Consider the following 23,500-nt stretch of genomic DNA (forward strand, 5'->3'; position numbering starts at 1 on the left):
CCCCCCTCTCGTACAGCCATGCTAAGCGCTGGCACCGACACTCCCGGGTCCTGCCTACGATGAAGCCGCTCCTGTCCTTACCGCGTCCCCCGGAGGCCCCTCATGCCCGACCTGCACCCCTTCATCGCGGGGCTGCCCAAGGCCGAACTCCACGTCCACCACGTCGGCTCGGCATCCCCGCGCATCGTGGCCGAACTGGCCGCCCGCCACCCCGACTCGAAGGTCCCCACCGACCCCGAGGCCCTCGCCGACTACTTCACCTTCACCGACTTCGCGCACTTCATCGAGGTCTACCTGTCGGTCGTCGACCTCGTCCGCACCCCGGACGACGTCCGCACCCTCACCTTCGAAGTCGCCCGCGACATGGCCCGGCAGAACATCCGCTACGCCGAGCTGACCATCACCCCGTACTCCTCGACCCGCCGCGGCATCGAGGAGAAGGCCTTCATGGAGGCCATCGAGGACGCCCGCAAGGCCGCCGAGACCGAGCTCGGCGTCATCCTGCGCTGGTGCTTCGACATCCCCGGCGAGGCCGGTCTGGAGGCCGCCGCCGAAACCGCGCGGCTCGCCGTCGACCTGCGCCCCGAGGGCCTGGTCTCCTTCGGCCTCGGCGGCCCCGAGATCGGTGTGCCGCGCCCGCAGTTCAAGCCGTACTTCGACGCCGCCCGCGCCGCCGGCCTGCACAGCGTGCCGCACGCCGGCGAGACCACCGGCCCGGAGACGATCTGGGACTCGATCCGCGACCTGGGCGCCGAGCGCATCGGCCACGGCACCAGCGCCACGCAGGACCCGGAGCTGCTCGCCTACCTCGCCGAGCACCGGATCGCGCTGGAGGTCTGCCCGACCTCGAACATCGCCACGCGCGCCGTCACCGACCTGGACCGGCACCCCGTCAAGGAGATGGTCGCGGCGGGCGTGCTCGTCACCATCAACAGCGACGACCCGCCGATGTTCGGCTCCGACCTCAACAACGAGTACGCGGTGGCCGCCCGCCTCCTCGACCTCGACGAGCGGGGACTCGCGCAGCTGGCGAAGAACGCAGTCGAGGCCTCCTTCCTGGACGAGGCCGGCAAGGCCAGGATCAGCGAGGAGATCGACACCTACACGGCGGCCTGGCTGGCGCGCTGACGCCCCGGGAGAATGGGGTGCATGCGCACCCTGACTGCCGTCGGCCACCGCGGCGATCCGTACCGTGTCCGTGAGAACACCCTGCCCTCGATCGGCTCCGCGTTCGCCCGCGGGGCGGACGCGGTCGAGATCGACGTACGGCTGACCCGCGACGGGGTGCCCGTCCTCCTCCACGACGAGACGCTCCAGCGGCTGTGGGGTCATGACGTGCGGCTCGACGCCGTCACGGCCCCACAGCTCAAGGAGCTGACCGGGGGCGGGATCCCGACCCTGCACGACGCCCTGACGGCCGCCGACGCGGGCCGGCTGATGATCGACCTGCCGGGCGCCTCGCCCGAGGGGGTGCGGACGGTGGTCGGGCTGGTCCGTGACTGCGGGGCCCGCGAGCGTACGTACTACTGCGCGGGCGCGCGCACCATGCTGGCGGTGCGCGCCGCGGATCCGGATGCGGAGATCGCGCTGACCTGGACCTCCCTGTCCCCGCCGCGCCGGGCGCTGATCGACGCGCTGGCCCCGGCCTGGCTCAACTACCGCTTCGGGCTGGTCAGCCGGGAGCTCACGGACGCCCTGCACCGGGAAGGGCTGCTGGTCTCGGCCTGGACGGCGGACACCCGGCGCACGATGCGCCGGCTGATCGCGGCCGGGGTGGACTCCGTCACCACGAACCGGCTGGACGCGCTGGAGGGCGTACGGGCCGAGTCCGGCCGGTGATGCGCGCCTGGGGGGAGCGGATCCGGCGGGCGGACCCGCGGTGGCGGGACCTGGGGCTGACGCTGCTGGTGCAGGTGGCGACGACGATCCCGTTCGTGGTGCCGCGCGATCCGCTGGATTCCCCGGCAACTTGGCCGGCGTACGCGCTGACGACGCTGGGCAACGTGCCGCTGATGTGGCGGCGGCGGCCCGTGGCGGCGATCTTCGGGATGGTCGTGGCCGACTCGGTCTACACGCTGGCGCTGGACGGCCCCGGGCAGCCGCTGCCGTACGCCCCGCTGGTCGGCGTGTACACGATGGCGCTGCTCTGCCCGCCCCGGGTGCGGATCGCCATGGGCGTGGCGGTGAGCGGGCTGGTCGTGGCTTCGGTCGCGCTCAACACCGGGACGGCGCGGGAGCTGCTGTTCGCGCTGTTCGTCTTCGCCGCGGCGTACGCGCTGGGGCGGCTCCAGCACACCCGGCAGGCCTACACGGCGGCCGTGGAGGCGCGGGCGGCGGAGCTGGAGCGGGCGAACCGGATCGAGGCGGAGCAGGCGGCGGCGCGCGAACGGGCCCGGATCGCGCGGGAGATGCACGACGTCCTCTCGCACGCGGTCAGCATCATGATCGTGCAGGCGGAGGCCGGTCCGGTGGCGGTGCGCCGGGCCCCCGAGCGGGCGGAGGCGGCCTTCGACGCGATCGCGGAGACGGGGCGGGACGCGATGGCGCAGCTGCGGACGATGCTGGGGGTACTGCGGGCGGACGGCGCCGCGCGGGCCGCCCCGCGCGGACCGCAGCCGGGCGTCGAGGAGCTGGCGGGGCTGCTGGAGCGGGTGCGGGGCAGCGGGCTGGAGGTGTCGTACGAGCGGACGGGCGCGGTGCGCGGGCTGCCGGCGGCGCTGGAGGCGACGGTGCACCGGGTGGTGCAGGAGGCGCTGACGAACGTGGTGAAGCACGCCGGGGCCTCGCGGGTGTCGGTCCGGCTGGAGTACGGGGCGCGGGAGCTGACGGTGACGGTCACGGACGACGGGCGGGGCCCCGCATCCGGCGGGCGGGGCTCCGGGGCGGCGCCGGGCGGGCACGGGCTGATCGGGATCCGGGAGCGGGCGGCCGCGCACGATGGTGCGGCGGTGGCCGGCCCGGGGCCGGGCGGCAGCGGGTTCGAGGTCCGGGTGGTGCTTGTAACCTCGCCGCTGGAGGTGGGGAGTTGACGATCCGTGTGGTGGTGGCCGACGACCAGGAGCTGGTGCGCAGCGGCTTCGCGATGATCCTGGACGCCCAGGAGGACATCGAGGTCGTCGCGGAGGCGGGCGACGGCGCCGCGGCGGTGGAGGCGGTGGACCGGCTCGCGCCGGACGTGGTGCTGCTGGACATCCGGATGCCGGTGCTGGACGGGATCGAGGCGTGCCGGGCGATCTCGGCGCGGAGCGCGTGCCGGGCGGTGATGCTGACGACCTTCGATGCCGACGAGTACGTGTACGAGGCGCTGCACGCGGGGGCGAGCGGGTTCCTGCTGAAGGACGTGCGGCGGGACGATCTGGTGCACGCGGTACGGGTGGTGGCGGCGGGCGATTCGCTGCTGGCGCCTTCGGTGGCGCGGCGGCTGATCGAGGAGTACACGGCTGCGACGGCCCGGCCGGCCGGGGTCCCGGCGCTGTCGGCGGAGCGGCTGGAGGTGCTGACGGCGCGGGAGCGGGAGACGCTGCTGCATCTGGGGCGGGGGCGGTCGAACGCGGAGATCGCGGCGGAGCTGACGGTGAGCGAGCACACGGTGAAGTCCCATGTGGGGAACGTGCTGGCGAAGCTGGGGCTGCGGGACCGGATCCAGGCGGTGATCTGCGCCTATGAGACGGGGCTGATCTCGGCCGGGTCGTGACTGGCTCCGGGGTATCTCCCTCCGGCGGGTGAGACGCGGCGGGGCGGCTCCCTCTGGCCGGTGAGTTGTCGTACCGCTGAAGACCCCTCTCACTGGTGATCCGCAACGGCCCCTCTGAGCTGGAGCATTGAGGTCATCGGGGCGGAGGACCGCCCCGAGAGATCACGAGGGGGATCCCGTCATGAACGCTCGCGCGCGCACTTTCATCGCCGCCGCCCTGGTCCTGGGCATCGCGTCCGGTCCGGCCGTCGCCCGGGCCGCCCCGGCTCCGGCCTCGGCATCTTCCGGTGTGAAGGCGCCGCCCGTGTTCTCGACGCCGCCCGACGCGGTGGCGCTGCGGAAGGCACTGGCCGGTGTGGGCGCCCGGAGCGAGGAGGCCACCGCCGCGCTGGTCCGGGTGGGCGGTACGAGCGGCGTCTGGCGGGGCGGCGCCGGCGTCGCGGACGTCCGTACGGGGCGGGGGCCCGTCGCGGGCGCCCGGTTCCGGGCCGGTTCGGTGACCAAGACCTTCACGGCGGCGGTGGTGCTGCAACTGGCCGCCGAGGGCCGGGTGGACCTGGACGGCCCGGTGCAGCGGTACCTGCCGGGGCTGCTGCCGGCCGGCCCCGGGGGCTTCGAGCCCATCAGCGTGCGGCAGTTGCTGAACCACACGAGCGGCATCCCCGCGGGTGACGGGCGGGAGACCCCGTTCGAGGAGCAGTACGCGCACCGTTTCGATGTGGTGGACCCGCATGCGCTGATCGCCGCCGCGGCGGCGAAGGGCCCCGAGTTCCGGCCGGGCAGTCGGCAGCACTACCTCAACATCGACTACACGGTCCTGGCCGTACTGGTCGAGAAGCTGACGGGGACGTCGTACGAGGAGGCGCTGTCCGCCCGGATCCTGAGGCCGCTGGGACTGCGCGACACCTCGGTTCCGGGGCGGGCGCAGAGCCGGATACCGGGTCCGCACCACCACGGCTACCAGGCGGTGCGGCAGCCCGGCGGGGGCACCTCGCTGGTCGATGTCACGGACTGGAACTCTTCGGCCAGTTGGGCCGCGGGGGACCTGATATCGACCACCGCGGATCTGGAGAAGTTCACCGTCGCGCTCTTCGGCGGCAAGGTCGTGCCGAAGGCACAGCTGGAGGAGATGTTCACGGTGCCCGCGGTGAAGGACTTCGAAACCGGGGAGGACGCCGTGCGAACGGCGGGCATGCAGCGGTTCGTGCTGCCGGACGGCACCGTGGCCTACGGCAAGACGGGCTCCCGGTACGGGTACAGCACCCTGATCGGCGGGACGCGCGACCTCTCGCGCACCCTCGTCTACTCGGTCAACTCCACCGACGCCAAGGGCCCGGCCACGAAGGGGGTGACGCTCGGGATCATCATGGCGGCCTTCACGAAGCCGGCATCGTCTCCAGCCGCTTGATCATGCGGCGGAGCACCAGCAGCGGGATGATCCCGAAGACCCCGAAGGACATGTCGATCACGCTCCACCAGAAGGGGATCCCCCGGATGGGGCCGCAGATCAGGGCGAGCGGGATGATCCCGGCGCAGGCGATCATGCCTGCTTCGACGATCCATATGTTGCGGACGGGATCCCGGTGGACGCCGTAGAAGAAGACGGCGATCACCAGGTGGGCGAAGGCGAGCCAGTCGGTCCCGTAGAGGAGGAAGGGGTAGTCCGCGTCGGCCCGGTCCAGCCCGTCGCCCACCCGGCGCAGCCAGGTGTGGGAGATCAGGGAGTTGGCCCAGTGGAGCTCGGTGACCAGGGGGAAGGCCGTGAGCCCGCTGAGCACGAGGCAGACGAGGAACAGGACAAGCCAGGCACGGATACGCCGTTGGAGGGCGCTTCTCTCGCTCATGATCGACAGCCTACGCCCATTTCTGAACGCGTTCAGCAAAATTCCTGAACATGTTCAGTCCGTGCGCCGGGCCTCGCTCGGAGCGGGCGGGGCGGGGCCGTCAGAGTCCGACGATGGCGTTCCAGCGCCTGGCGAGGGTGCGGCGTTCGACCGAGGAGATGTCCCGGGCCACGACGAGCCGGCGGCGCATGTCCTCGTCGGGGAAGATCAGCGGGTTCTCGGCCAGTTCGGCGGTCTCCTTGTCCTCGGCTGCGGCCAGGACCTCGCGGGCGGCCGGCACGGGGCAGACGTAGTTGACGGAGGCGGCGAGCTCGGCGGCCACCTCGGGGTCGTAGTAGAAGTCGATCAGCGCCTCGGCATTGGCCTTGTGCCGGGCGAGGTTGGGGACGAGCAGGCTCTCCGCCCAGAGCTCGGCGCCCTCCTCGGGGACCACGAACTCGATGTCCGGGTTGTCGGCCTGGAGCTGGATGGCGTCGCCGGAGTACGCCTGGCAGGCCAGTACGTCACCCTTGCTCAGATCGGAGGTGTAGTCGTTGCCGGTGAAGCGGCGGACGTGCTTCTTCTTCACCATGCTCTCGACCCGGTCGCACATCCGGTGGAAGTCGGACTCGGTCCACCGGGTGACGTCCACGCCGTCGCCCTGCATCAGCAGCGCGAAGGACTCGTCGAGCCCGGAGAAAAGGGTGACCTTGCCCGCCAGGTCCGGGTGCCAGAGGTCGTTGACGGACTTGATCTCCCGGCCGAGGGCCTTGCGGTTGTAGGCGATGCCGGTGATCCCCGACTGCCAGGGGACGGTGTGCAGCCGGCCCTCGTCGAAGGCGGGGGAGGCGAGCTGCGGGTCGAGGTGCGTGCTGACGTTGGACTGCGCCGAGCGGTCCATCTTCTGGGCCCAGCCCAGGTGGACGAAGCGGGCGGCCATCCAGTCGCTGACCACCACGAGGTCGTGGCCGGTCTCCTGGTGGTTCATGAGGGCCGGGCTGATCTTGCCGAAGAACTCGTCGTTGTCGTTGATCTCCTCGGTGTAGCGGACGGCGATGCCGGTCCGCTCCGTGAAGGCGGCCAGCGTGGGCCGGCGCGACTCGTCCTCCTCGTCGGTGTCGATGTAGAGCGGCCAGTTCGAGAAGGCGACGCTCTGGTCCCGGCCGGAGCGGTCCGGGCCTTCCCGGCGGTCCTCGGGGACGTAGGCCGCGGGCACGCCGCAGCCGGCGAGGCCGGCCACCAGGCCCGCGGCGCCCAGGCCGCGCAGCACCGCGCGGCGGGAGAAGGGGAGTTCAGGCATGGGCAAAGCCTGGGGGAACGAGAGGGGGCGGACAATAGACATGTTGTCTACTGCCCGCCCCGTCAGAGCTGTGTTGTGGTCAGCTCAACGCTGTCAGCCGTCGAGCGAGGTCATGACGTGCTTGATGCGCGTGTAGTCCTCGAAGCCGTAGGCGGAGAGGTCCTTGCCGTAGCCGGACTTCTTGAAGCCGCCGTGCGGCATCTCGGCGACGAGCGGGATGTGGGTGTTGATCCACACGCAGCCGAAGTCGAGGTTCTTGGACATCCGCATCGCGCGGCCGTGGTCCTTGGTCCACACGGAGGAGGCGAGGGCGAACTCGACGCCGTTCGCGTACTCCAGGGCCTGGGACTCGTCCGTGAAGGACTGGACGGTGATGACGGGGCCGAAGACCTCGTTCTGGATGATCTCGTCGTCCTGCTTCAGGCCGGAGACCACGGTCGGGGCGTAGAAGAAGCCCTTCTCGCCGACCCGGTGGCCGCCCGCCTCGACCTTGGCGTGCGCCGGGAGGCGCTCGATGAAGCCCGCGACCTGCTTCAGCTGGTTGGGGTTGTTCAGCGGGCCGTACAGCACGTCCTCGTCGTCCGGCTGGCCGGTCTTGGTGTCGGAGGCGGCCTTGGCCAGCGCGGAGACGAACTCGTCGTGGATCGACTCGTGCACGAGCACGCGGGTGGCGGCCGTACAGTCCTGGCCGGCGTTGAAGTAGCCGGCGACGGCGATGTCCTCGACGGCCTTCGCGACGTCGGCGTCCTCGAAGACCACGACCGGGGCCTTGCCGCCGAGCTCCAGGTGGACGCGCTTGACGTCCTTGGAGGCGCTCTCGGCGACCTGCATGCCGGCGCGCACCGAGCCGGTGATGGAGGCCATCGCCGGGGTGGGGTGCTCGACCATGGCCTTGCCGGTCTCGCGGTCGCCGCAGATGACGTTGAAGACGCCCTTGGGCAGGACCGAGTCCATGATCTCGGCCATCAGGACGGTGGAGGCCGGGGTGGTGTCCGAGGGCTTCAGGACGACCGTGTTGCCCGCGGCGAGGGCCGGGGCGAACTTCCAGACGGCCATCATCATCGGGTAGTTCCAGGGCGCGACCTGGGCGCAGACGCCGACCGGCTCGCGGCGGACGATCGAGGTCATCCCGTCCATGTACTCGCCGGCCGAGCGGCCTTCAAGGATGCGGGCCGCACCCGCGAAGAAGCGGATCTGGTCCACCATCGGCGGCAGCTCCTCGCTGGCCGTGAGGCCCAGCGGCTTGCCGGTGTTCTCCGACTCGGCGGCCACGAGCTCGTCCGCGCGCGCCTCGAAGGCGTCCGCGATCTTGAGCAGGGCCTTCTGCCGCTCCGACGGCGTGGTGTCGCGCCAGGCCGGGAAGGCGGCGGCGGCCGCGGCCATGGCCGCGTCCACGTCGGCCTGGCCGGACAGCGGAGCGGTGGCGTACGCCTCGCCGGTGGCGGGGTTGACCACCTCGGTGGTCCGCCCGTCGGCGGCGTCCTTGAACTCCCCGCCGATGTAGTTGCGCAGACGACGCAGTTCGGTGGTCACTACAGCCACACTCCTGATCACATGTCCAATGGTTGAGACGATCCCCAAGCCTAGCCCCTCGGCGGACGCTTTCGACAGGGGCAGACTCGGTGAACTACGAAATCAGTGAGATCCGAACCTCCAAACAACGGATTTCATCGATTCCGTCTTGCGGAACGGACGACTCCTCGTGCACAGTGAGGTCGTGGTCAGTCGAAGCGCAGATTCCAGGAACAGACAACCGTCCCCTTCGGTCGATGCTGTGTCCCTGGCGATCATCGAGCAACTGCAAGAGGACGGACGCCGTCCCTACGCCGCGATCGGCAAGGCCGTCGGCCTTTCCGAGGCGGCTGTGCGCCAGCGCGTGCAGAAGCTGCTCGACCAGGGGGTCATGCAGATCGTCGCCGTCACCGACCCGCTCACCGTGGGGCTGCGGCGCCAGGCGATGGTCGGCATCAACGTCGAGGGAGACCTCGACCCCGTGGCGGACGCGTTGACCGCGATGGCCGAGTGCGAGTACGTGGTCATGACCGCGGGCTCGTTCGACCTGATGGTGGAAATCGTCTGCGAGGACGACGACCACCTGCTCGACACGATCAACAAGAAGATCCGCGCGCTCCCCGGCGTGCGATCAACCGAAAGCTTCGTTTATCTGAAGCTGAAGAAGCAGACCTACATGTGGGGAACCCGATAACCGTGAGCCAGGACCTCTCCAAGACCGCGTACGACCACCTGTGGATGCACTTCACCCGCATGTCGTCCTACGAGAACTCCCCCGTCCCCACCATCGTCCGGGGCGAGGGCACCTACATCTGGGACGACAAGGGCAAGCGCTACCTCGACGGTCTCGCCGGACTGTTCGTGGTCAACGCCGGTCACGGCCGCAAGGAACTGGCCGAGGTCGCCTACAAGCAGGCGCAGGAACTCGCCTTCTTCCCCATCTGGTCGTACGCGCACCCCAAGGCCGTCGAACTCGCCGAGCGCCTCGCCCACTACGCCCCCGGCGACCTCAACAAGGTCTTCTTCACCACCGGTGGCGGCGAGGCCGTCGAGACCGCCTGGAAGCTGGCCAAGCAGTACTTCAAGCTCCAGGGCAAGCACACCAAGTACAAGGTGATCTCCCGCGCGGTGGCCTACCACGGCACCCCGCAGGGCGCCCTGTCCATCACCGGTCTGCCGGCCCTGAAGGCCCCCTTCGAGCCGCTGGTCCCCGGCGCGCACAAGGTGCCGAACACCAACATCTACCGCGCCCCGATCTTCGGCGACGACCCGGAGGCCTACGGCCGCTGGTGCGCCGACCAGATCGAGCAGGAGATCCTTTTCGAGGGCGCCGACACCGTCGCCGCCGTCTTCCTGGAGCCGGTGCAGAACGCCGGCGGCTGCTTCCCGCCGCCGCCCGGGTACTTCCAGCGCGTCCGCGAGATCTGCGACGAGTACGACGTCCTGCTCGTCTCCGACGAGACGATCTGCGCGTTCGGCCGCCTCGGCACGATGTTCGCCTGTGACAAGTTCGACTACGTGCCGGACATGATCACCTGCGCCAAGGGCATGACCTCGGGCTACTCCCCGATCGGTGCCTGCATCATCTCGGACCGCCTCGCGGAGCCGTTCTACAAGGGTGACAACACCTTCCTGCACGGCTACACCTTCGGCGGCCACCCGGTCTCCTCGGCCGTCGCGCTGGCCAACCTCGACATCTTCGACAAGGAGGGCCTCAACCAGCACGTGCTGGACAACGAGGGCGCCTTCTTCTCGACGCTGAAGAAGCTGCACGACCTGCCGATCGTCGGCGACGTCCGCGGCAACGGCTACTTCTACGGCATCGAGCTCGTCAAGGACAAGGTCACGAAGGAGTCCTTCACGGACGAGGAGACGGAGCGCGTGCTCTACGGCTTCCTCTCCAAGGCGCTCTTCGAGAACGGCCTGTACTGCCGGGCCGACGACCGCGGCGACCCGGTCATCCAGCTGGCCCCGCCGCTGATCGCGGACCAGGGCACCTTCGACGAGATCGAGGGGATCCTGCGCTCGGTGCTCACCGAGGCGTGGACCAAGCTGTAACCGAGCTCCACCGTCCAGGCTGCCAACAGTCCGGATGCCCGGCCCGGATCCCCCGTTCGAGTGAGAACGCGGGGGTCCGGGCCGTGTGCTGTCACCATCCGAGCGGTTCGTCTCTTTACATCTCAGTGCGGCGTCAGTGACTCAACGGGCTCCGCTTCGTTCCCCCGGACGGAGGTGTACGCCATGGTGGCTCCACCGGACACTGCCCCACCCGACAATGACGTCCTCTGGGCTCGGTCCCTTCACTACTCCCACAGCGGTTCACCCGGCCTGATCGGGGTCTCGGCCGGCGTCCGCCAGGGCGAGATCCTCGCCGTGACGGGACCGCGCGGCAGCGGCAAGACCACTCTGCTGCGCTGCCTCTCGGGGCAGTTGGTGCCCGAACAGGGCGAGGTCTGGTTCAACGGCGTGCCCGTGCACACCATGGGCGCCCTGGTCCGCGAACGGCTGCGCCGCGACCGGTTCGGCTGGATCGACCCCGAGCCCCGGCTGCTGCCCGAGCTCAAGGTCTGGGAGAACGCCGCGCTGCCGCTGCTGATCGGCGGCGCCTCGCACCGCGCCGCCAAGACGGCCGCCTGCGCATGGCTGGACCGCCTCGACATCGGCGGCTTCGCCCGCAAACGCCCGTCCGCGCTGACCCGGGCCGAGTGCCAGCGGGTCGCCCTGGCGCGGGCCCTGGTCAGCGAGCCCGCGGTGATCTTCGCCGACGAGCCGACGGCCTCACTGCACCGCGCCGAGCGCGCCCTGCTCATGCGCACCCTCACCACCGCCGCCCGCTCCCACGGGATCACCGTCCTGCTCGCCACCCACGACGAGGAGAGCGCTGCCGCCGCCGACCGGCGGATCGCCCTGCTCGACGGCCGGCCCGCCGAGGCCGCGGAGGCCGTCGAGGCCACTGGGACAGCCGAGGCCGCTGAGGCCGCCGGCGAGGGGTCCGCGCCCACCGGCTCCACCGAGACCCCGGAGGACCAGGCCGCGTGCTCGCTCTCCGCCTAGCCCGCGGCTCCCGGCCGCTCGTCCAGCTGCGCCGGCTGCTGGTCGCCGCCGCTTCGGCCGCCACCGGATTTCTACTCCTGTACGTCCTCGCGCAGGCGACCGTCCGGCCCGGCGGATCGTTCCCGCAGCTGCTCTGGGCCCTGCTGCCGGTCGCCGCCACCGTGCAGTTCGCCGTCGCCGTGGCCCGTACCGACCCGGCGACCCGGCCCCTGGAGGGGCTCGACGCCGTCGGGCTGGGACCCGTCCGGCTCACCCTGGCCGGGGCGATCTCCACCGCCGTCGCCTGCGCGCTCGGCAGCGCGCTCGCGCTGGCGGCCTTCCTCCACCTGCGGGGCGACCTCGCCGGCCTGCCCTTCGACGGTGCGGGGGCCGGGCTGCTGCACGCCGACCGGCCGCTGCCCGTGGCGGCCGCCCTCACCCTGATGACCCTGGTCCCGGTGGCCGCCTCCGTCGCGACCGCCGTCGCCCTGCGGCCGCACCCGGCGCCGGCCCCGCAGGCCGGACTGCCCTGGGGCATCGCCCTGGCCGCGTGCGGGCTCGCCGTCGAAGCGGGCTTCGGACGCGGGGCCGCGGGCATGGCGGCCGGCTGGACCCTGACCGCGGCCGGACTCGCCCTCGCCGGGCCGGGCCTGGCCTACGCCTGCGGAACACTGGTCCAGGCCGTCCGCCCCGGAGCCCTGCGACTGCTGGCCGGCCGGGCCCTTCAGGAGGAGGCCCCCCGGCTGGGCCGCCCCCTCGGGGTACTGTGCGCGGTCGGCGCGGGCGCCCTCACCGCCACGGCCCTGGCCGACCGGGGCACGGCGCCGCTGCCGCTGGGCCCGCTGACGGGACCCGCCGCGCTGCTGGTGGTGCTGTGCGCGTCGGCGACGCTCCTCACCTCCGCGGTGGAGGCGAGGCAGGCCCGCTCCGCCACCCGGGAGACCCTGCTCGACCTGGGCGCTCCGGGCCCGGTCCTGCGTACGGCCGCCACCTTGCGGGCGACGGCGCTGGTGATCGTGTGCGTACCCCTGAGCTGGGGTGTGGCGCAGCTGACGTCGCTAGCGCTGACCCGCTGACGGGAGCAGCCCTTAGGGTGCTCGAATGGTCAACGCAGACATCGAGATCGAGACGCTCGCCGAATTCGACCAGGTAGTGGCCCGCGGCTCGCTCAGCGGTTACCGGATCCAGTCGGTCAACCTGCTGGAACGCACCTTCGCGCTGCTGGCCGCCGACACCTCGGCGGCCGTGTTCCTGGGCTGCGCGATGGAGCCCGATGCCTCGGCGAAGGTCCGCGCGGACGGCGCGCTGGTCTACCCGCCGGTTCCCGACCTGCCGTTCAACCCGTACCGGGGCCTCCTGTACACGGCCGACGAGCTGTTCACGGGGCTCGCCGACGGCTACGAGGCCACCCCTGACGCCCAGGCCTACGCCTGGTTCCAGGAGACCAAGGCCGACGGCGACGTCTTCTCCTCGATGCTGCGCTCCATCCACGACGACGCCGTCTCCGACGCCCTCGACGAGCACCTGAGCGGTGCCCGGGTCGTCGGCGTGATGGGCGGCCACGCCATGGAGCGCGGGGGTACCGAGTACCGGGGCGCGGCGGAACTCGGGCGCTGTCTCGCCCGGTCGGGGCTGACCGTGGCCACCGGCGGCGGGCCCGGCGCGATGGAGGCCGCGAACCTCGGCGCGTACCTGGCCCCGGCTCCGGACTCGGCCCTCGCGGAGGCGCTGGAACTGCTGGCCAAGGCCCCGTCGTTCACCCCGTCGGTGTCCGACTGGGCGCGGGCGGCCTTCGCAGTGCGGGAGCGCTGGCCGGCCGGTGGTGACTCGGTGGGCATCCCGACCTGGTTCTACGGGCACGAGCCGCCGAACGCGTTCGCGGGCCACATCGCCAAGTACTTCGCGAACGCCACCCGGGAGGACGGGCTGCTGGCCCGGTCCACCGCGGGCGTGGTGTTCCTGCCGGGCGCGGCGGGGACGGTGCAGGAGATCTTCGACAACGCGACCCCGAACTACTACGCGTCGCGGGGTGAGCCGACGCCGATGGTGCTGGTCGGGCGCCACCACTGGACCGAGCACCTGCCGGCCTGGCCGCTGCTGCGCGCGCTGGCGCGCGGCCGGGGGATGGAGTCCCGGATCGCGCTGGTCGACTCGGTGGCGGAGGTCCCCGAGGCGCTCGCCGCGATGGGCCGGGCGCAATGAGATGAGCCCGACGGGCCCGGGAGGCAACTCCGGGGCCCGATCGCACGTCTGCCTTAGGTAATCAAACCGCAAAACCTGCCAGACGTGAACGGAGCCCTCGGTGCTCATAGGCCTGCTGACCGCGATCGCGGCGTCCATCTGTTACGGCACGGGGTCCGTCCTGCAAGCCGTGGGATCCCGGCGCGCGGCCCGGATGTCCCCGGCCGCCGCGGGGGTGACCCAGCACGGCGGACCGAACCTGTCCTCCACCGCGAAGGCGGCGATGACCTGGGAGTTCATCGTCGGCACCATCCTGGACTTCGTGGGCTTCGGCCTCGGCGCGCTCGCCGCCCGGCTGCTCCCGCTGTTCCTGTCCCAGACGGTGATCAGCGCCAACCTGGTGATCACCGCCGTGCTCAGCGTGAAGATGCTGGGCATCCGGCTCACCCGCAAGGAGTGGACCTCGATCGGGGTGGTCTGCGCGGCGCTGGTGCTGCTGGCCACGGCCGCCGGGCACGAGGGCGGGCATCACGCCCCGATGTCCACCCACTGGTGGCTGCTCGGCGTGACGCTGCTGATCATCGTGGGCGGAACGGTGGCCGTACGGTTCCTGGGCGCCCGGGCGGCGATCCTGGCGGGCCTGCTGTCGGGCCTCGCCTTCGGCGCGCTCGGCGTCGGCGTGCGCATCCTGAACGGTGTCGAGCCGTTCGGCCTGGGGAGCCTGCTGTCCGACCCGGCGCTCTACGCCATCGTGCTGGCGGGGGTCGGCGGCATGTACCTGCACACCGTCGCCCTCCAGATCGGCTCGGTGAACGGCGCGACGGCGGCCCTGGTCGTCGGCGAGACGGTGCTCCCCGGCGCGATCGGCGTGCTCTGGCTCGGCGACGCGTCCCGTCCGGGCCTGGCGTGGCTGGCGGTCCTCGGCTTCGTCCTCGCCGTCACCGGCGCGGTGGCGGTGGCCTGGTACGGCAACCACGACGGCGCCGAATCCACGACGGACTCCCCGCAACCGGCCCCGGTCGCCTAGGTCCCGTCCCCGCCGGCGTCCGGGGCGTTCCGCGCCGCGGTCACGCCGGCGGGAGGACGACCACCTCGGACGGGGCGAAGGTCACCGCGACCCGGTCCCCGACGGCCGGCGCCCCCGCGAGAGTGCACTCCGCCTCCAGCGGGGGACCCGCCTCCGGCCGCAGCAGCAGCGCCACGTGCGTACCCCGGAAGGTCCGCGAGAGCACCTCGCAGCCCAGCCCCGCCGCCGCGAGCACCACCCCGGCCGGCCGGATCAGAAGGCTCCGTTCCCCTTCCGGGGACCCGGCCGGCACCGGGACCTTCCCCCACGCGGTCACCGCCGCCCCGCCGGACACCGTCGCCGGGACCACGTTCTCGAAGCCGAGGAAGCGGGCGACGAACTCCGAGGCCGGGCGCTGCCACACCTCCAGCGGGGTCCCGGCCTGCGCGATCCGCCCGTCCCGCATCACCACGACCCGGCCGGCCAGCGCGAACGCCTCCCCCTGGTCGTGCGTGACCGCCAGGACCGTCGTCCCCAGCCGGGAGAACAGCCCCCGCAGTTCCACGACCAGCCGCTCCCGCAGCCCCCGGTCGAGCTGCCCCAGCGGTTCGTCCAGCATCAGCAGCCGCGGCGACGGCGCCAGCGCCCGGGCCAGCGCCACCCGCTGCTGCTCACCGCCCGACAGCGAGGCCACCGCCCGGCCCTGGGCGCCGGGCAGCCCCACCAGCTCCAGCAGCTCCGCGACCTGGGCCCCGTACGATCCCCGGCCCCCGCCCCGCATCCGGAGCCCGAAGGCGACGTTCCCGCCGACGTCCCGGTGCGGGAACAGCTGGTGGTCCTGGAACATCAGGCCCACGCCCCGCCGGTGGACCGGCACCCCGGCCTGGTCGGCGCCGCCCAGCAGCACCCGGCCGGCCGAGACCGGCTGGAGCCCGGCCACCACCCGCAGCAGCGTGGACTTGCCGCTTCCGCTCGGTCCGAGGACGCACACGATCTCGTGCTCGGCGACCTCCAGGTCCACCTCGTCCACGACCGCGCGTTCCCCGAAGCGGACCGAGACCCCCTCCAGCCGAAGCAGTGACATCAGAACTCTCCCGAGGTCTTGTCGGGTCGCAGTCGCTCCAGCACCAGCAGGGACACCGCGCACACCAGCATCAGAATCGTGCTCAGGGCCATCGCCTGCCCGTAGTTCATCTCCCCCGCCCGCCCCAGCAGCCGCGCCACGGCCACCGGCAGCGTCGGGCGGTCCGGCCGCGCGATGAAGACCGTCGCGCCGAACTCCCCCAGCGAGACCGCGAAGGCGAAGCCGGCCGCGATCAGCAGGGCCCGCCGCACCAACGGCAGGTCCACCTCGCGCCACGCCCGCAGCGGCGACGCGCCGAGCACCGCCGCCGCCTCCCGCAGCCGGACGTCCACCGCGCGCAGCACCGGCAGCATCGTCCGTACGACGAACGGCACGCCGACCAGCGCCTGCGCCAGCGGCACCAGGATCCACGAGGTCCGCAGGTCCAGCGGCGGCTCGTCGAGGGTGATCAGGAAGCCGAAGCCGACCGTCACCGCCGACACCCCCAGCGGGAGCATCAGCAGCGCGTCGAAGCCGCGTACGAACCGGCCCGCGCGCCGGGTCAGGGCGGCCGCCGCGAGCCCCCCGATCAGCAGCGCGATGGCGGTGGCGGCCAGCGCGTACTGGAGGGAGTTCCAGATCGCCTCCAGCGGGGGCACCAGGAACGTGCCGCCGCCGGCGCCCGCGTCCTGGAGGGCCCGGTAGAAGCCGAACCCGTACCCGCCGGGCGCGTCGAGGGACCGCTCGACCAGCACCAGGAGCGGGGCCACGATCAGCAGGGCCACCGTCAGCAGCACCCCGCCCAGCAGCGAACGCTGTGCGAGGCCGCGCGGCGGGTGCGCGGTCCGGCCCGGGTCGACCAGGCGCAGGGCGGTCTCCCGCCGGCGCACGGTCCAGGCGTGCACGGCGAGGATCGTGGCGATGGCCGCGAACTGCACCATGGTGAGCACGGCGGCCGTCGGCAGGTCCAGCAGCTGCGCGGTCTGCCGGTAGACCTCCACCTCCAGCGTGGAGTACGAGGGTCCGCCGAGGATCTGTACGACGCCGAAGGAGCTGAAGGTGAACAGGAACACCATCAGCGAGGCAGCGGCGACCGCCGGCCCGAGCGCGGGCAGCGTCACCCGGCGCCAGGCGCCGAACCGCCCGGCGCCGAGCACCCGGGCGGCCTCCTCCTGGCGCGGGTCGAGCTGCGCCCACAGGCCGCCGACCGTCCGGACCACCACGGCGTAGTTGAAGAAGACGTGCGCGAGCAGGATCGCCCACACGGTGGTGTCGAGCCGGACGCCCCACATCTCGTCCAGCAGCCCGCCCCGCCCGACGAGCGCGAGGAACGCGGTGCCGACGACCACGGTCGGCAGTACGAACGGAACGGTGACCACCGCCCGCAGCAGCTGTTTGCCGGGGAACTCGAAGCGCGCGAACACGTACGCGCCGGGGAGCGCGATCAGCAGCGTGAGCACCGTCGACGCGAGCGCCTGCCAGGTGGTGAACCAGAGCACGTCGGCGATGTCGGGCCGGGCCAGCACCTCGCCGATCCGGCCGAACTGCCAGCCGTCCTGCGTCTTGAGCCCGCGCCCGACGATCGCTGCGACGGGGTAGGCGAAGAACAGCCCGAAGAAGACGAGCGGGACCGCCATCAGGGCGAGCCTGACGAGCGTGGCCCGCGCGCTCTCCTTCGGGCTCTCCCGTACTACTTCACGACGAGCGCGGACCATGCCTTGACCCACTGGTCACGGTTCTTGGCGATGGTCTCCGGGGCCACGTTCTCCGGCTTCTCGATGACCACGCCGTGCTTCGTGAACAGCTCCGGCAGCTTCGCGTCCTTGACGACCGGGTTCACGAACATCTGGAGCGGCATGTCCTCCTGGAACTTCTTGCCCACGAGGAAGTCCAGGAGCGCCTTGCCGCCCGCCTCGTTCTTCGCGCCCTTGAGCAGGCCCGCGAACTCGACCTGACGGAAGCAGGTGCCGGTGGAGACGCCCGTCGGGGCCTCGACCGGCTGCGGCTCGCCGTAGAGGACCTCGACCGGCGGGCTGGAGGCGTAGGAGACGACCAGCGGACGGTCGCCCTTGGCCTTCTTGCCGCCCGCGGAGCCGGAGAAGCGCTCGTTGTAGGCCTGCTCCCAGCCGTCGACGACCTCGACGCCGTTGGCCTTGAGCTTGCTCCAGTAGTCCTTCCAGCCGTCCTCGCCGTACTTGCCGACGGAGGCGAGCAGGAAGCCGAGGCCGGGCGAGGACGTCGCGGCGTTCTCGGTGACCAGCAGGTTCTTGTACTCCGGCTTGACCAGGTCGTCCAGCGTCTGCGGCGGGGCGAGCTTCTTGTCGGCGAAGTACTGCTTGTCGTAGTTGACGCAGATGTCACCGGAGTCGACCGGGGTGACCCGGTGCTCCTTGTCGAGGACGTACTCCGGCTTCACTTCGCCGAGCCCCTTGACCTCGTACGGCGTGAAGATGCCGTTGTCGAGGGCGCGGGAGAGGAGGGTGTTGTCGACGCCGAAGAAGACGTCGCCGCGCGGGGAGCCCTTGGTCAGGATCTCCTGGTTCAGCGCCGCGCCGGCGTCCCCGGACTTCAGCACCTTCACGGTGTAGCCGCTCTGCTGCTCGAACTCCTTGAGGACCGTGTCGGTCACGTTGAAGGAGTCGTGCGAGACGAGCGTGACGGTCTTGGACTTCGGGGCGTCGCCCGCGCCCGCGGCCTTGTCCTTGGCGTCGCCGCCGCCGCAGGCGCTGAGCGTGCTGACGCCGATCGCGGCCGCGAGCGCGGCACCCGCGATCTTCTTGGTGGTGCTCACTGGTGATTCCTCCTGGGATGTCCAGGAGAAGACGCGGCCATGCCCGGCGCTCTGTTCGAGCGGACGCCGGGCATGGCGCAACAGCTTGAGTGATGACCGAACTTCCTACCCCGAATGACCGGGGCGAGGTTCAGAGGGTCTGCGGATGACGGTCCCGCACTCTCAGCGCTGTGGCGCTCCCCTGTCGGAATATGCAATTGGTTCGGCCACAGGGTACCCCGTGGCCGAATATGCAAGGCCAGGCCGAAATTCAGCGCTCCGAGGCGGCCAGCTGGCCGCACGCACCGTCGATCTCCTGGCCACGGGTGTCACGCACGGTGACCGGGACGCCGTGGCGGGCGATGGCCTCGACGAAGGCCCGCTCGTCCTCGGGGCGCGAGGCGGTCCACTTGGAGCCCGGGGTCGGGTTCAGCGGGATGAGGTTGACGTGGACCCGCTTGCCCTTGAGCAGCTTGCCGAGCAGGTCACCGCGCCAGGCCTGGTCGTTGATGTCCCGGATCAGGGCGTACTCGATGGAGATCCGGCGGCCGGACTTCTCCGCGTACTCCCAGGCCGCGTCCAGCACCTCGCGGACGTTCCAGCGGGTGTTCACCGGCACCAGGGTGTCGCGCAGCTCGTCGTCCGGAGCGTGCAGCGAGACGGCGAGGCGGCACTTGAAGCCCTCGTCGGCGAAGCGCAGCATGGCCGGGACCAGGCCGACGGTGGAGACGGTGATGCCGCGCTGCGACAGGCCGAGGCCGTCGGGCTCGGGGTCGGTGAGGCGGCGGATGGCGCCGACGACGCGGTTGTAGTTGGCCAGCGGCTCGCCCATGCCCATGAAGACGATGTTCGACAGCCGGGCCGGTCCGCCGGGGACCTCGCCGTCGCGCAGGGCGCGCATGCCGTCGACGATCTGGTGCACGATCTCGGCGGTCGACAGGTTGCGGTCCAGACCGGCCTGGCCGGTGGCGCAGAACGGGCAGTTCATTCCGCAGCCGGCCTGCGAGGAGATGCACATGGTGACCCGGTCGGGGTAGCGCATCAGCACGGACTCGACGAGCGTGCCGTCGTGCAGCTTCCAGAGGGTCTTGCGGGTGGTGTCGTCGTCGCAGCTGATGTGCCGCAGGACGTTCATCAGGTCCGGCAGCAGTTCCTGCTGGAGCTTCTCCCGGGAGGCCGCCGGAATGTCGGTCCACTCCGCGGGGTCGTGCGCGTAGCGGGCGAAGTAGTGCTGCGAGAGCTGCTTGGCCCGGAACGGCTTCTCACCGATCGCGGCGACCGCCTCGCGGCGCTCGGCCGGGGTCATGTCGGCCAGGTGCCGGGGCGGCTTCTTCACACCGCGGGGGGCGACGAAGGTGAGCTCACCCGGAGCGGGACGGGGGGCCATGCGGTACTCCTCAGTGCGACGAGGTGGGGATCACCCCGCGCGTGCAGGGCCGGTCCGCGGCTCGGCCGCTGGACGGAAAGGGCGCGCCGCATGCACACGGCGCGCCCTCCAGGATAACCCGACCGGGTGCGGTCAGCCGGTGCCGACGAAAGCGGCCAGCAGCAGCCAGACCACGGGGGCGGTCGGCAGCAGGGAATCCAGCCGGTCCATGATGCCGCCGTGACCCGGCAGCAGCGTGCCCATGTCCTTGATGCCGAGGTCCCGCTTGATCATCGACTCGCCGAGGTCGCCCAGGGTGGCGCTGACCGCGACCGCGAGGCCCAGCAGCAGGCCCTGCCACCAGGCGCCGCCGTCGATGAGGAACTCCATGCACAGGGCGCCGGCCGCCATCGCGAAGGCCACCGCGCCGAAGAGCCCCTCGCGGGTCTTGCCGGGGCTGATGCGCGGCGCCAGCTTGTGCTTGCCGAACCGCCAGCCGACCGCGTACGCCCCGGTGTCGCTGACCACGGTCAGGACCAGGAAGGTGACCACCCGCTGCGGACCGTCGTCGGCGGTGAGCAGCATCGCGACGAACGTGGCCAGGAACGGCACGTAGAACGCCGCGAAGACGCCCGCCGTGACGTCCTTGAGGTAGTCCTCGGGCGGCTCGGTCATCCGCCACACGAGTACGGCCAGCGCGGTCAGCGCCATCGCGACCCAGGCGCCCTCGGCCCCGCGCACGTATCCGGCGATGACCATGGCGGCGCCGCCCACCGCCAGCGGGACCAGCGGGGCCTTGATGCCCTTCTGCTCCTGGAGCCGGGAGGTGAGCTCCCACAGACCGACGACGACGGCGACGGCGATGACGCCGACGAAGACCGCCTTCACGATGAACAGGGAGGCGAAGATCACCGCGCCGAGGCCGACGCCGACCCCTATGGCGGCCCGCAGGTCGCGCCCCGCCCGCTTCTTCGGCGGGGGCGAGTCGTTCTGCGGTGCCTGCGAGGACGGAGGCGGGGGGCTGGGCATGGGCTCCTGCGGCGGCGTCTCGTCGCGGAAGAGGGGACCGCCACGCGGGGCGGCCCCCCGATCGCGTGCTTCCCGGTCGTCGAAGTCACGGCCGGCGGCATCGGGCACGATGGGCATGGGCCGAGTGTGCGGGCCCACCTGCGCATCGTATGCGGGACCCGCCGGAACCGGCTCCGGCTGCCAGGAAGAGTCGTTCATCAGACTTCGAGGAGCTCGGCTTCCTTGTGCTTCAGCAGCTCGTCGACCTGCGCCACGTACTTGGCGGTGGTGTCGTCGAGCTCCTTCTCGGCGCGGCGCACCTCGTCCTCGCCGGCTTCCTTGTCCTTGACGAGCTTGTCGAGGGCGTCCTTGGCCTTGCGGCGGACGGCGCGGATCGAGACCTTGGAGTCCTCGGCCTTGGTGCGCGCGACCTTGATGTACTCCTTGCGGCGGTCCTGCGTCAGCTCGGGGAAGGTCACCCGGATGATGCGGCCGTCGTTGCTCGGGTTGACACCGAGGTCGGAGTCGCGGATGGCCTGCTCGATGTTGCGCAGCGCGGACGCGTCGAACGGCGTCACGATCGCCATGCGCGGCTCGGGAACCGCGAACGAGGCGAGCTGGTTGATGGGCGTGATGGCACCGTAGTAGTCCGCCACGATCTTGTTGAACATCGCCGGGTGCGCACGACCGGTGCGGATCGCGGCGAAGTCCTCCTTCGCAACGACGACGGCCTTCTCCATCTTCTCCTCGGCCTCGAGGAGGATTTCTTCGATCACCACGTGCTCCTGCATGTCAGATATGGATGGTTCAGGCGGGCGGGCGGGCCGGGCCCCGACGGGGCCGGGCCCGGCAGCCGACTGCTCAGGCCCTGGTGCCCTGGTCGCTCACGAGCGTGCCGATCTTCTCACCCTTGACGGCGCGGGCGATGTTGCCCTCGGCGAGCAGCTCGAAGACGAGGATCGGAAGCTTGTTGTCCCGGCACAGCGTGATGGCGGTGGCGTCGGCGACCTTGAGATCGCGGGAGAGGACCTCGCTGTACTCCAGCGCGTCGAACTTCACCGCTTCGGGGTTCTTCTTCGGGTCGGAGTCGTAGACCCCGTCGACGCCGTTCTTGCCCATGAGCAGGGCCTCGGCGTCGATCTCCAGGGCACGCTGGGCGGCCGTGGTGTCGGTGGAGAAGTAGGGCATGCCCATGCCGGCGCCGAAGATCACGACGCGGCCCTTCTCCAGGTGGCGCACGGCGCGCAGCGGGATGTACGGCTCCGCGACCTGGCCCATCGTGATGGCGGTCTGGACGCGGCTGTCGATGCCCTCCTTCTCCAGGAAGTCCTGGAGGGCGAGGCAGTTCATGACGGTGCCGAGCATGCCCATGTAGTCGGAGCGGGCACGGTCCATGCCGCGCTGCTGGAGCTCGGCGCCGCGGAAGAAGTTGCCGCCGCCGATGACGACCGCGATCTCCGCGCCGTCGCGGACCACGGCCGCGATCTCGCGGGCGATGGCGTGCACGACATCGGGGTCGACACCCAGTCCGCCACCGCCGGAGAAGGCTTCGCCCGACAGCTTCAGCATGAAGCGGCGGCCCTTCTGCTCGTGGTCGCTCTTGTCGTCGGAAGCGGTGTGGGGGTCTACGCCCTGATTCATGGAGATCTCCTCGTGCACATACGAAGAAGGCCATTGCCGGTGGGTCCTTGCGGTTCCCTCTACGGCAATGGCCTCCTCGTCAGATCTGCGGTCGTCCTGCGCGAGCGCGGACGACTGCTTCAGACCCTACCGGGGTCCGGTGTCCGTCGCGTACGGACGGATTCAGATGCCGACCTTGATGCGCGAGAAGCGCGTCAGGGTGACACCGGCCTCGTCCAGAACCTTCTGGACGGACTTCTTGGCGTCCAGGGCGTACGCCTGGCCAAGGAGCGTGTTGTCCTTGAAGAAGCCGTTGACGCGACCCTCGACGATCTTCGGGAGCGCGGCCTCGGGCTTGCCCTCGGCGCGGGTGACCTCTTCGGCGACGCGACGCTCGGACTCGACGACCTCGGCCGGGACGTCGTCCTTGGAGAGCCACTTCGGCGCGAACGCGGCGATGTGCTGCGCGATGCCGCGGGCGACCTCGGCGTTCTCCTTGTCGAGCTCGACGAGGACACCGATCTGGAACGGCAGGTCGGGCATGGTGCGGTGCATGTACGCCGCGACGTAACCGCCGGTGAACTGCGCGAAGCGGTCCAGGACGATCTTCTCGCCGAGGTTGGCGTTGGCCTCGTCCACGAACGCCTGGACGGTCTTGCCGGCCTCGATCTCGGACGCCAGGAGCGCCTCGATGTCGGCGGGGGAGGTGGCGGCGACGTGCGCGGCCAGCTGGTTGGCGACGGCCTGGAACTTGTCGCCCTTGGCGACGAAGTCCGTCTCGCACTTCAGCTCGACGAGGACGCCGGAGGTGTTGTCGTCGCTGATCTGGGAGACGACGGCGCCGTTCTCGGCAGAACGGCCCTCGCGCTTGGCGACGCCCTTCTGACCCTTGATGCGCAGGGCCTCGACAGCCTTGTCGACGTCGCCGTCGGACTCGACCAGGGCCTTCTTGCAGTCCATCATGCCGGCGCCGGTGAGCTCGCGGAGCTTCTTGACGTCAGCGGCGGTGTAGTTCGCCATGAGTCTGTGATTCTCTCTCGAAGTCGTAGATCTACGGGTGAACGGCGGAGGAGACGCGCTCGTCGCGCGGCTCCCCCGCCGTCATCGTCCGTGCTGTGAGTGCC

At 71.2% G+C, this 23,500-nt stretch carries 21 protein-coding genes and 1 pseudogene; 11 read left to right on the top strand and 11 right to left on the bottom strand.

What is annotated here, in order from left to right:
* Positions 1–102 precede the first annotated feature (102 nt).
* From IE248_RS00280 to IE248_RS00300, 5 genes are all read left to right on the top strand, one after another.
* Positions 103–1,128 (top strand): adenosine deaminase, encoded by a 1,026-nt coding sequence (locus tag IE248_RS00280; RefSeq protein WP_008737628.1) that lies wholly within the window; start codon positions 103–105, stop codon positions 1,126–1,128.
* A 12-nt stretch (positions 1,129–1,140) separates the two neighbouring features.
* Positions 1,141–1,839: a glycerophosphodiester phosphodiesterase gene (locus tag IE248_RS00285; protein WP_190029737.1), complete on the top strand. Its 699-nt coding sequence runs from the start codon at positions 1,141–1,143 to the stop codon at positions 1,837–1,839.
* Entirely contained in the window at positions 1,839–3,029 is a 1,191-nt protein-coding gene (locus IE248_RS00290) for a sensor histidine kinase (RefSeq protein WP_190030042.1), read from the top strand. Before IE248_RS00285 ends, IE248_RS00290 begins: the two co-directional genes overlap by 1 nt.
* A complete protein-coding gene (locus IE248_RS00295) occupies positions 3,026–3,694 on the top strand; it encodes a response regulator transcription factor (protein ID WP_073798409.1) in 669 nt (222 codons plus the stop codon). The genes IE248_RS00290 and IE248_RS00295 overlap by 4 nt, the downstream gene beginning before the upstream one ends.
* Before the next feature lie 181 nt (positions 3,695–3,875).
* Positions 3,876–5,102, top strand: coding sequence for a serine hydrolase domain-containing protein (locus IE248_RS00300; protein ID WP_190029738.1), 1,227 nt, complete (start codon positions 3,876–3,878; stop codon positions 5,100–5,102).
* Here the strand turns inward: IE248_RS00300 and IE248_RS00305 are convergent.
* The 3 genes from IE248_RS00305 to IE248_RS00315 form a co-directional block, all read right to left on the bottom strand.
* Positions 5,071–5,538, bottom strand: a complete 468-nt coding sequence (locus tag IE248_RS00305; RefSeq protein ID WP_190029739.1) for a hypothetical protein — start codon at positions 5,536–5,538, stop codon at positions 5,071–5,073. The two genes, IE248_RS00300 and IE248_RS00305, sit on opposite strands and share 32 nt — an antisense overlap.
* Positions 5,539–5,638: 100 nt before the next feature.
* Positions 5,639–6,817, bottom strand: coding sequence for an ABC transporter substrate-binding protein (locus IE248_RS00310; RefSeq protein WP_073798406.1), 1,179 nt, complete (start codon positions 6,815–6,817; stop codon positions 5,639–5,641).
* A 93-nt stretch (positions 6,818–6,910) separates the two neighbouring features.
* Positions 6,911–8,350, bottom strand: coding sequence for a gamma-aminobutyraldehyde dehydrogenase (locus IE248_RS00315; protein WP_190029740.1), 1,440 nt, complete (start codon positions 8,348–8,350; stop codon positions 6,911–6,913).
* 169 nt (positions 8,351–8,519) lie between these two features.
* Between IE248_RS00315 and IE248_RS00320 the strand changes: the two genes are divergently transcribed.
* From IE248_RS00320 to IE248_RS00345, 6 genes and pseudogenes are all read left to right on the top strand, one after another.
* Positions 8,520–9,023: an Lrp/AsnC family transcriptional regulator gene (locus tag IE248_RS00320; protein ID WP_037791052.1), complete on the top strand. Its 504-nt coding sequence runs from the start codon at positions 8,520–8,522 to the stop codon at positions 9,021–9,023.
* Positions 9,008–10,387 (top strand): aspartate aminotransferase family protein, encoded by a 1,380-nt coding sequence (locus IE248_RS00325; protein ID WP_008737612.1) that lies wholly within the window; start codon positions 9,008–9,010, stop codon positions 10,385–10,387. The genes IE248_RS00320 and IE248_RS00325 overlap by 16 nt, the downstream gene beginning before the upstream one ends.
* 291 nt (positions 10,388–10,678) lie before the next feature.
* Positions 10,679–11,383: pseudogene (locus IE248_RS00330) on the top strand (ABC transporter ATP-binding protein); the annotation flags it as partial.
* Positions 11,365–12,438 (top strand): hypothetical protein, encoded by a 1,074-nt coding sequence (locus IE248_RS00335; protein ID WP_190029742.1) that lies wholly within the window; start codon positions 11,365–11,367, stop codon positions 12,436–12,438. The pseudogene IE248_RS00330 and the gene IE248_RS00335, both read left to right, overlap by 19 nt.
* Before the next feature lie 25 nt (positions 12,439–12,463).
* Positions 12,464–13,564: an LOG family protein gene (locus IE248_RS00340; RefSeq protein WP_073798402.1), complete on the top strand. Its 1,101-nt coding sequence runs from the start codon at positions 12,464–12,466 to the stop codon at positions 13,562–13,564.
* A 100-nt stretch (positions 13,565–13,664) separates the two neighbouring features.
* Positions 13,665–14,570 (top strand): DMT family protein, encoded by a 906-nt coding sequence (locus tag IE248_RS00345; RefSeq protein ID WP_008737601.1) that lies wholly within the window; start codon positions 13,665–13,667, stop codon positions 14,568–14,570.
* 40 nt (positions 14,571–14,610) lie between these two features.
* Here the strand turns inward: IE248_RS00345 and IE248_RS00350 are convergent, their stop codons facing one another.
* The 8 genes from IE248_RS00350 to tsf all read right to left on the bottom strand — a co-directional run bounded on the left by IE248_RS00350 (position 14,611) and on the right by tsf (position 23,396).
* Positions 14,611–15,633 (bottom strand): ABC transporter ATP-binding protein, encoded by a 1,023-nt coding sequence (locus tag IE248_RS00350; RefSeq protein ID WP_190029743.1) that lies wholly within the window; start codon positions 15,631–15,633, stop codon positions 14,611–14,613.
* Positions 15,633–17,249 (bottom strand): ABC transporter permease, encoded by a 1,617-nt coding sequence (locus IE248_RS00355; RefSeq protein ID WP_100582780.1) that lies wholly within the window; start codon positions 17,247–17,249, stop codon positions 15,633–15,635. The genes IE248_RS00350 and IE248_RS00355 overlap by 1 nt, the downstream gene beginning before the upstream one ends.
* A gap of 53 nt (positions 17,250–17,302) precedes the next feature.
* Complete coding sequence (locus tag IE248_RS00360) at positions 17,303–18,403, bottom strand: thiamine ABC transporter substrate-binding protein (protein WP_190029744.1); 1,101 nt, start codon at positions 18,401–18,403, stop codon at positions 17,303–17,305.
* A gap of 250 nt (positions 18,404–18,653) precedes the next feature.
* Positions 18,654–19,769, bottom strand: a complete 1,116-nt coding sequence (gene rlmN / locus IE248_RS00365) for a dual-specificity RNA methyltransferase RlmN (RefSeq protein ID WP_008737592.1) — start codon at positions 19,767–19,769, stop codon at positions 18,654–18,656.
* A 132-nt stretch (positions 19,770–19,901) separates the two neighbouring features.
* Complete coding sequence (locus IE248_RS00370; protein ID WP_008737590.1) at positions 19,902–20,975, bottom strand: phosphatidate cytidylyltransferase; 1,074 nt, start codon at positions 20,973–20,975, stop codon at positions 19,902–19,904.
* A complete protein-coding gene (gene frr / locus IE248_RS00375) occupies positions 20,975–21,532 on the bottom strand; it encodes a ribosome recycling factor (protein ID WP_008737589.1) in 558 nt (185 codons plus the stop codon). Before frr ends, IE248_RS00370 begins: the two co-directional genes overlap by 1 nt.
* A gap of 85 nt (positions 21,533–21,617) precedes the next feature.
* Positions 21,618–22,397: a UMP kinase gene (pyrH, locus tag IE248_RS00380; protein ID WP_073776623.1), complete on the bottom strand. Its 780-nt coding sequence runs from the start codon at positions 22,395–22,397 to the stop codon at positions 21,618–21,620.
* 162 nt (positions 22,398–22,559) lie between these two features.
* Positions 22,560–23,396 carry a translation elongation factor Ts gene (gene tsf / locus IE248_RS00385; RefSeq protein ID WP_008737586.1) on the bottom strand — a complete coding sequence of 279 codons (837 nt, stop codon included), beginning with the start codon at positions 23,394–23,396 and terminating at the stop codon, positions 22,560–22,562.
* Positions 23,397–23,500 lie beyond the last annotated feature (104 nt).

Origin of the sequence: Streptomyces goshikiensis (assembly GCF_014650555.1) — a bacterium.
GTDB lineage: Bacteria > Actinomycetota > Actinomycetes > Streptomycetales > Streptomycetaceae > Streptomyces > Streptomyces goshikiensis.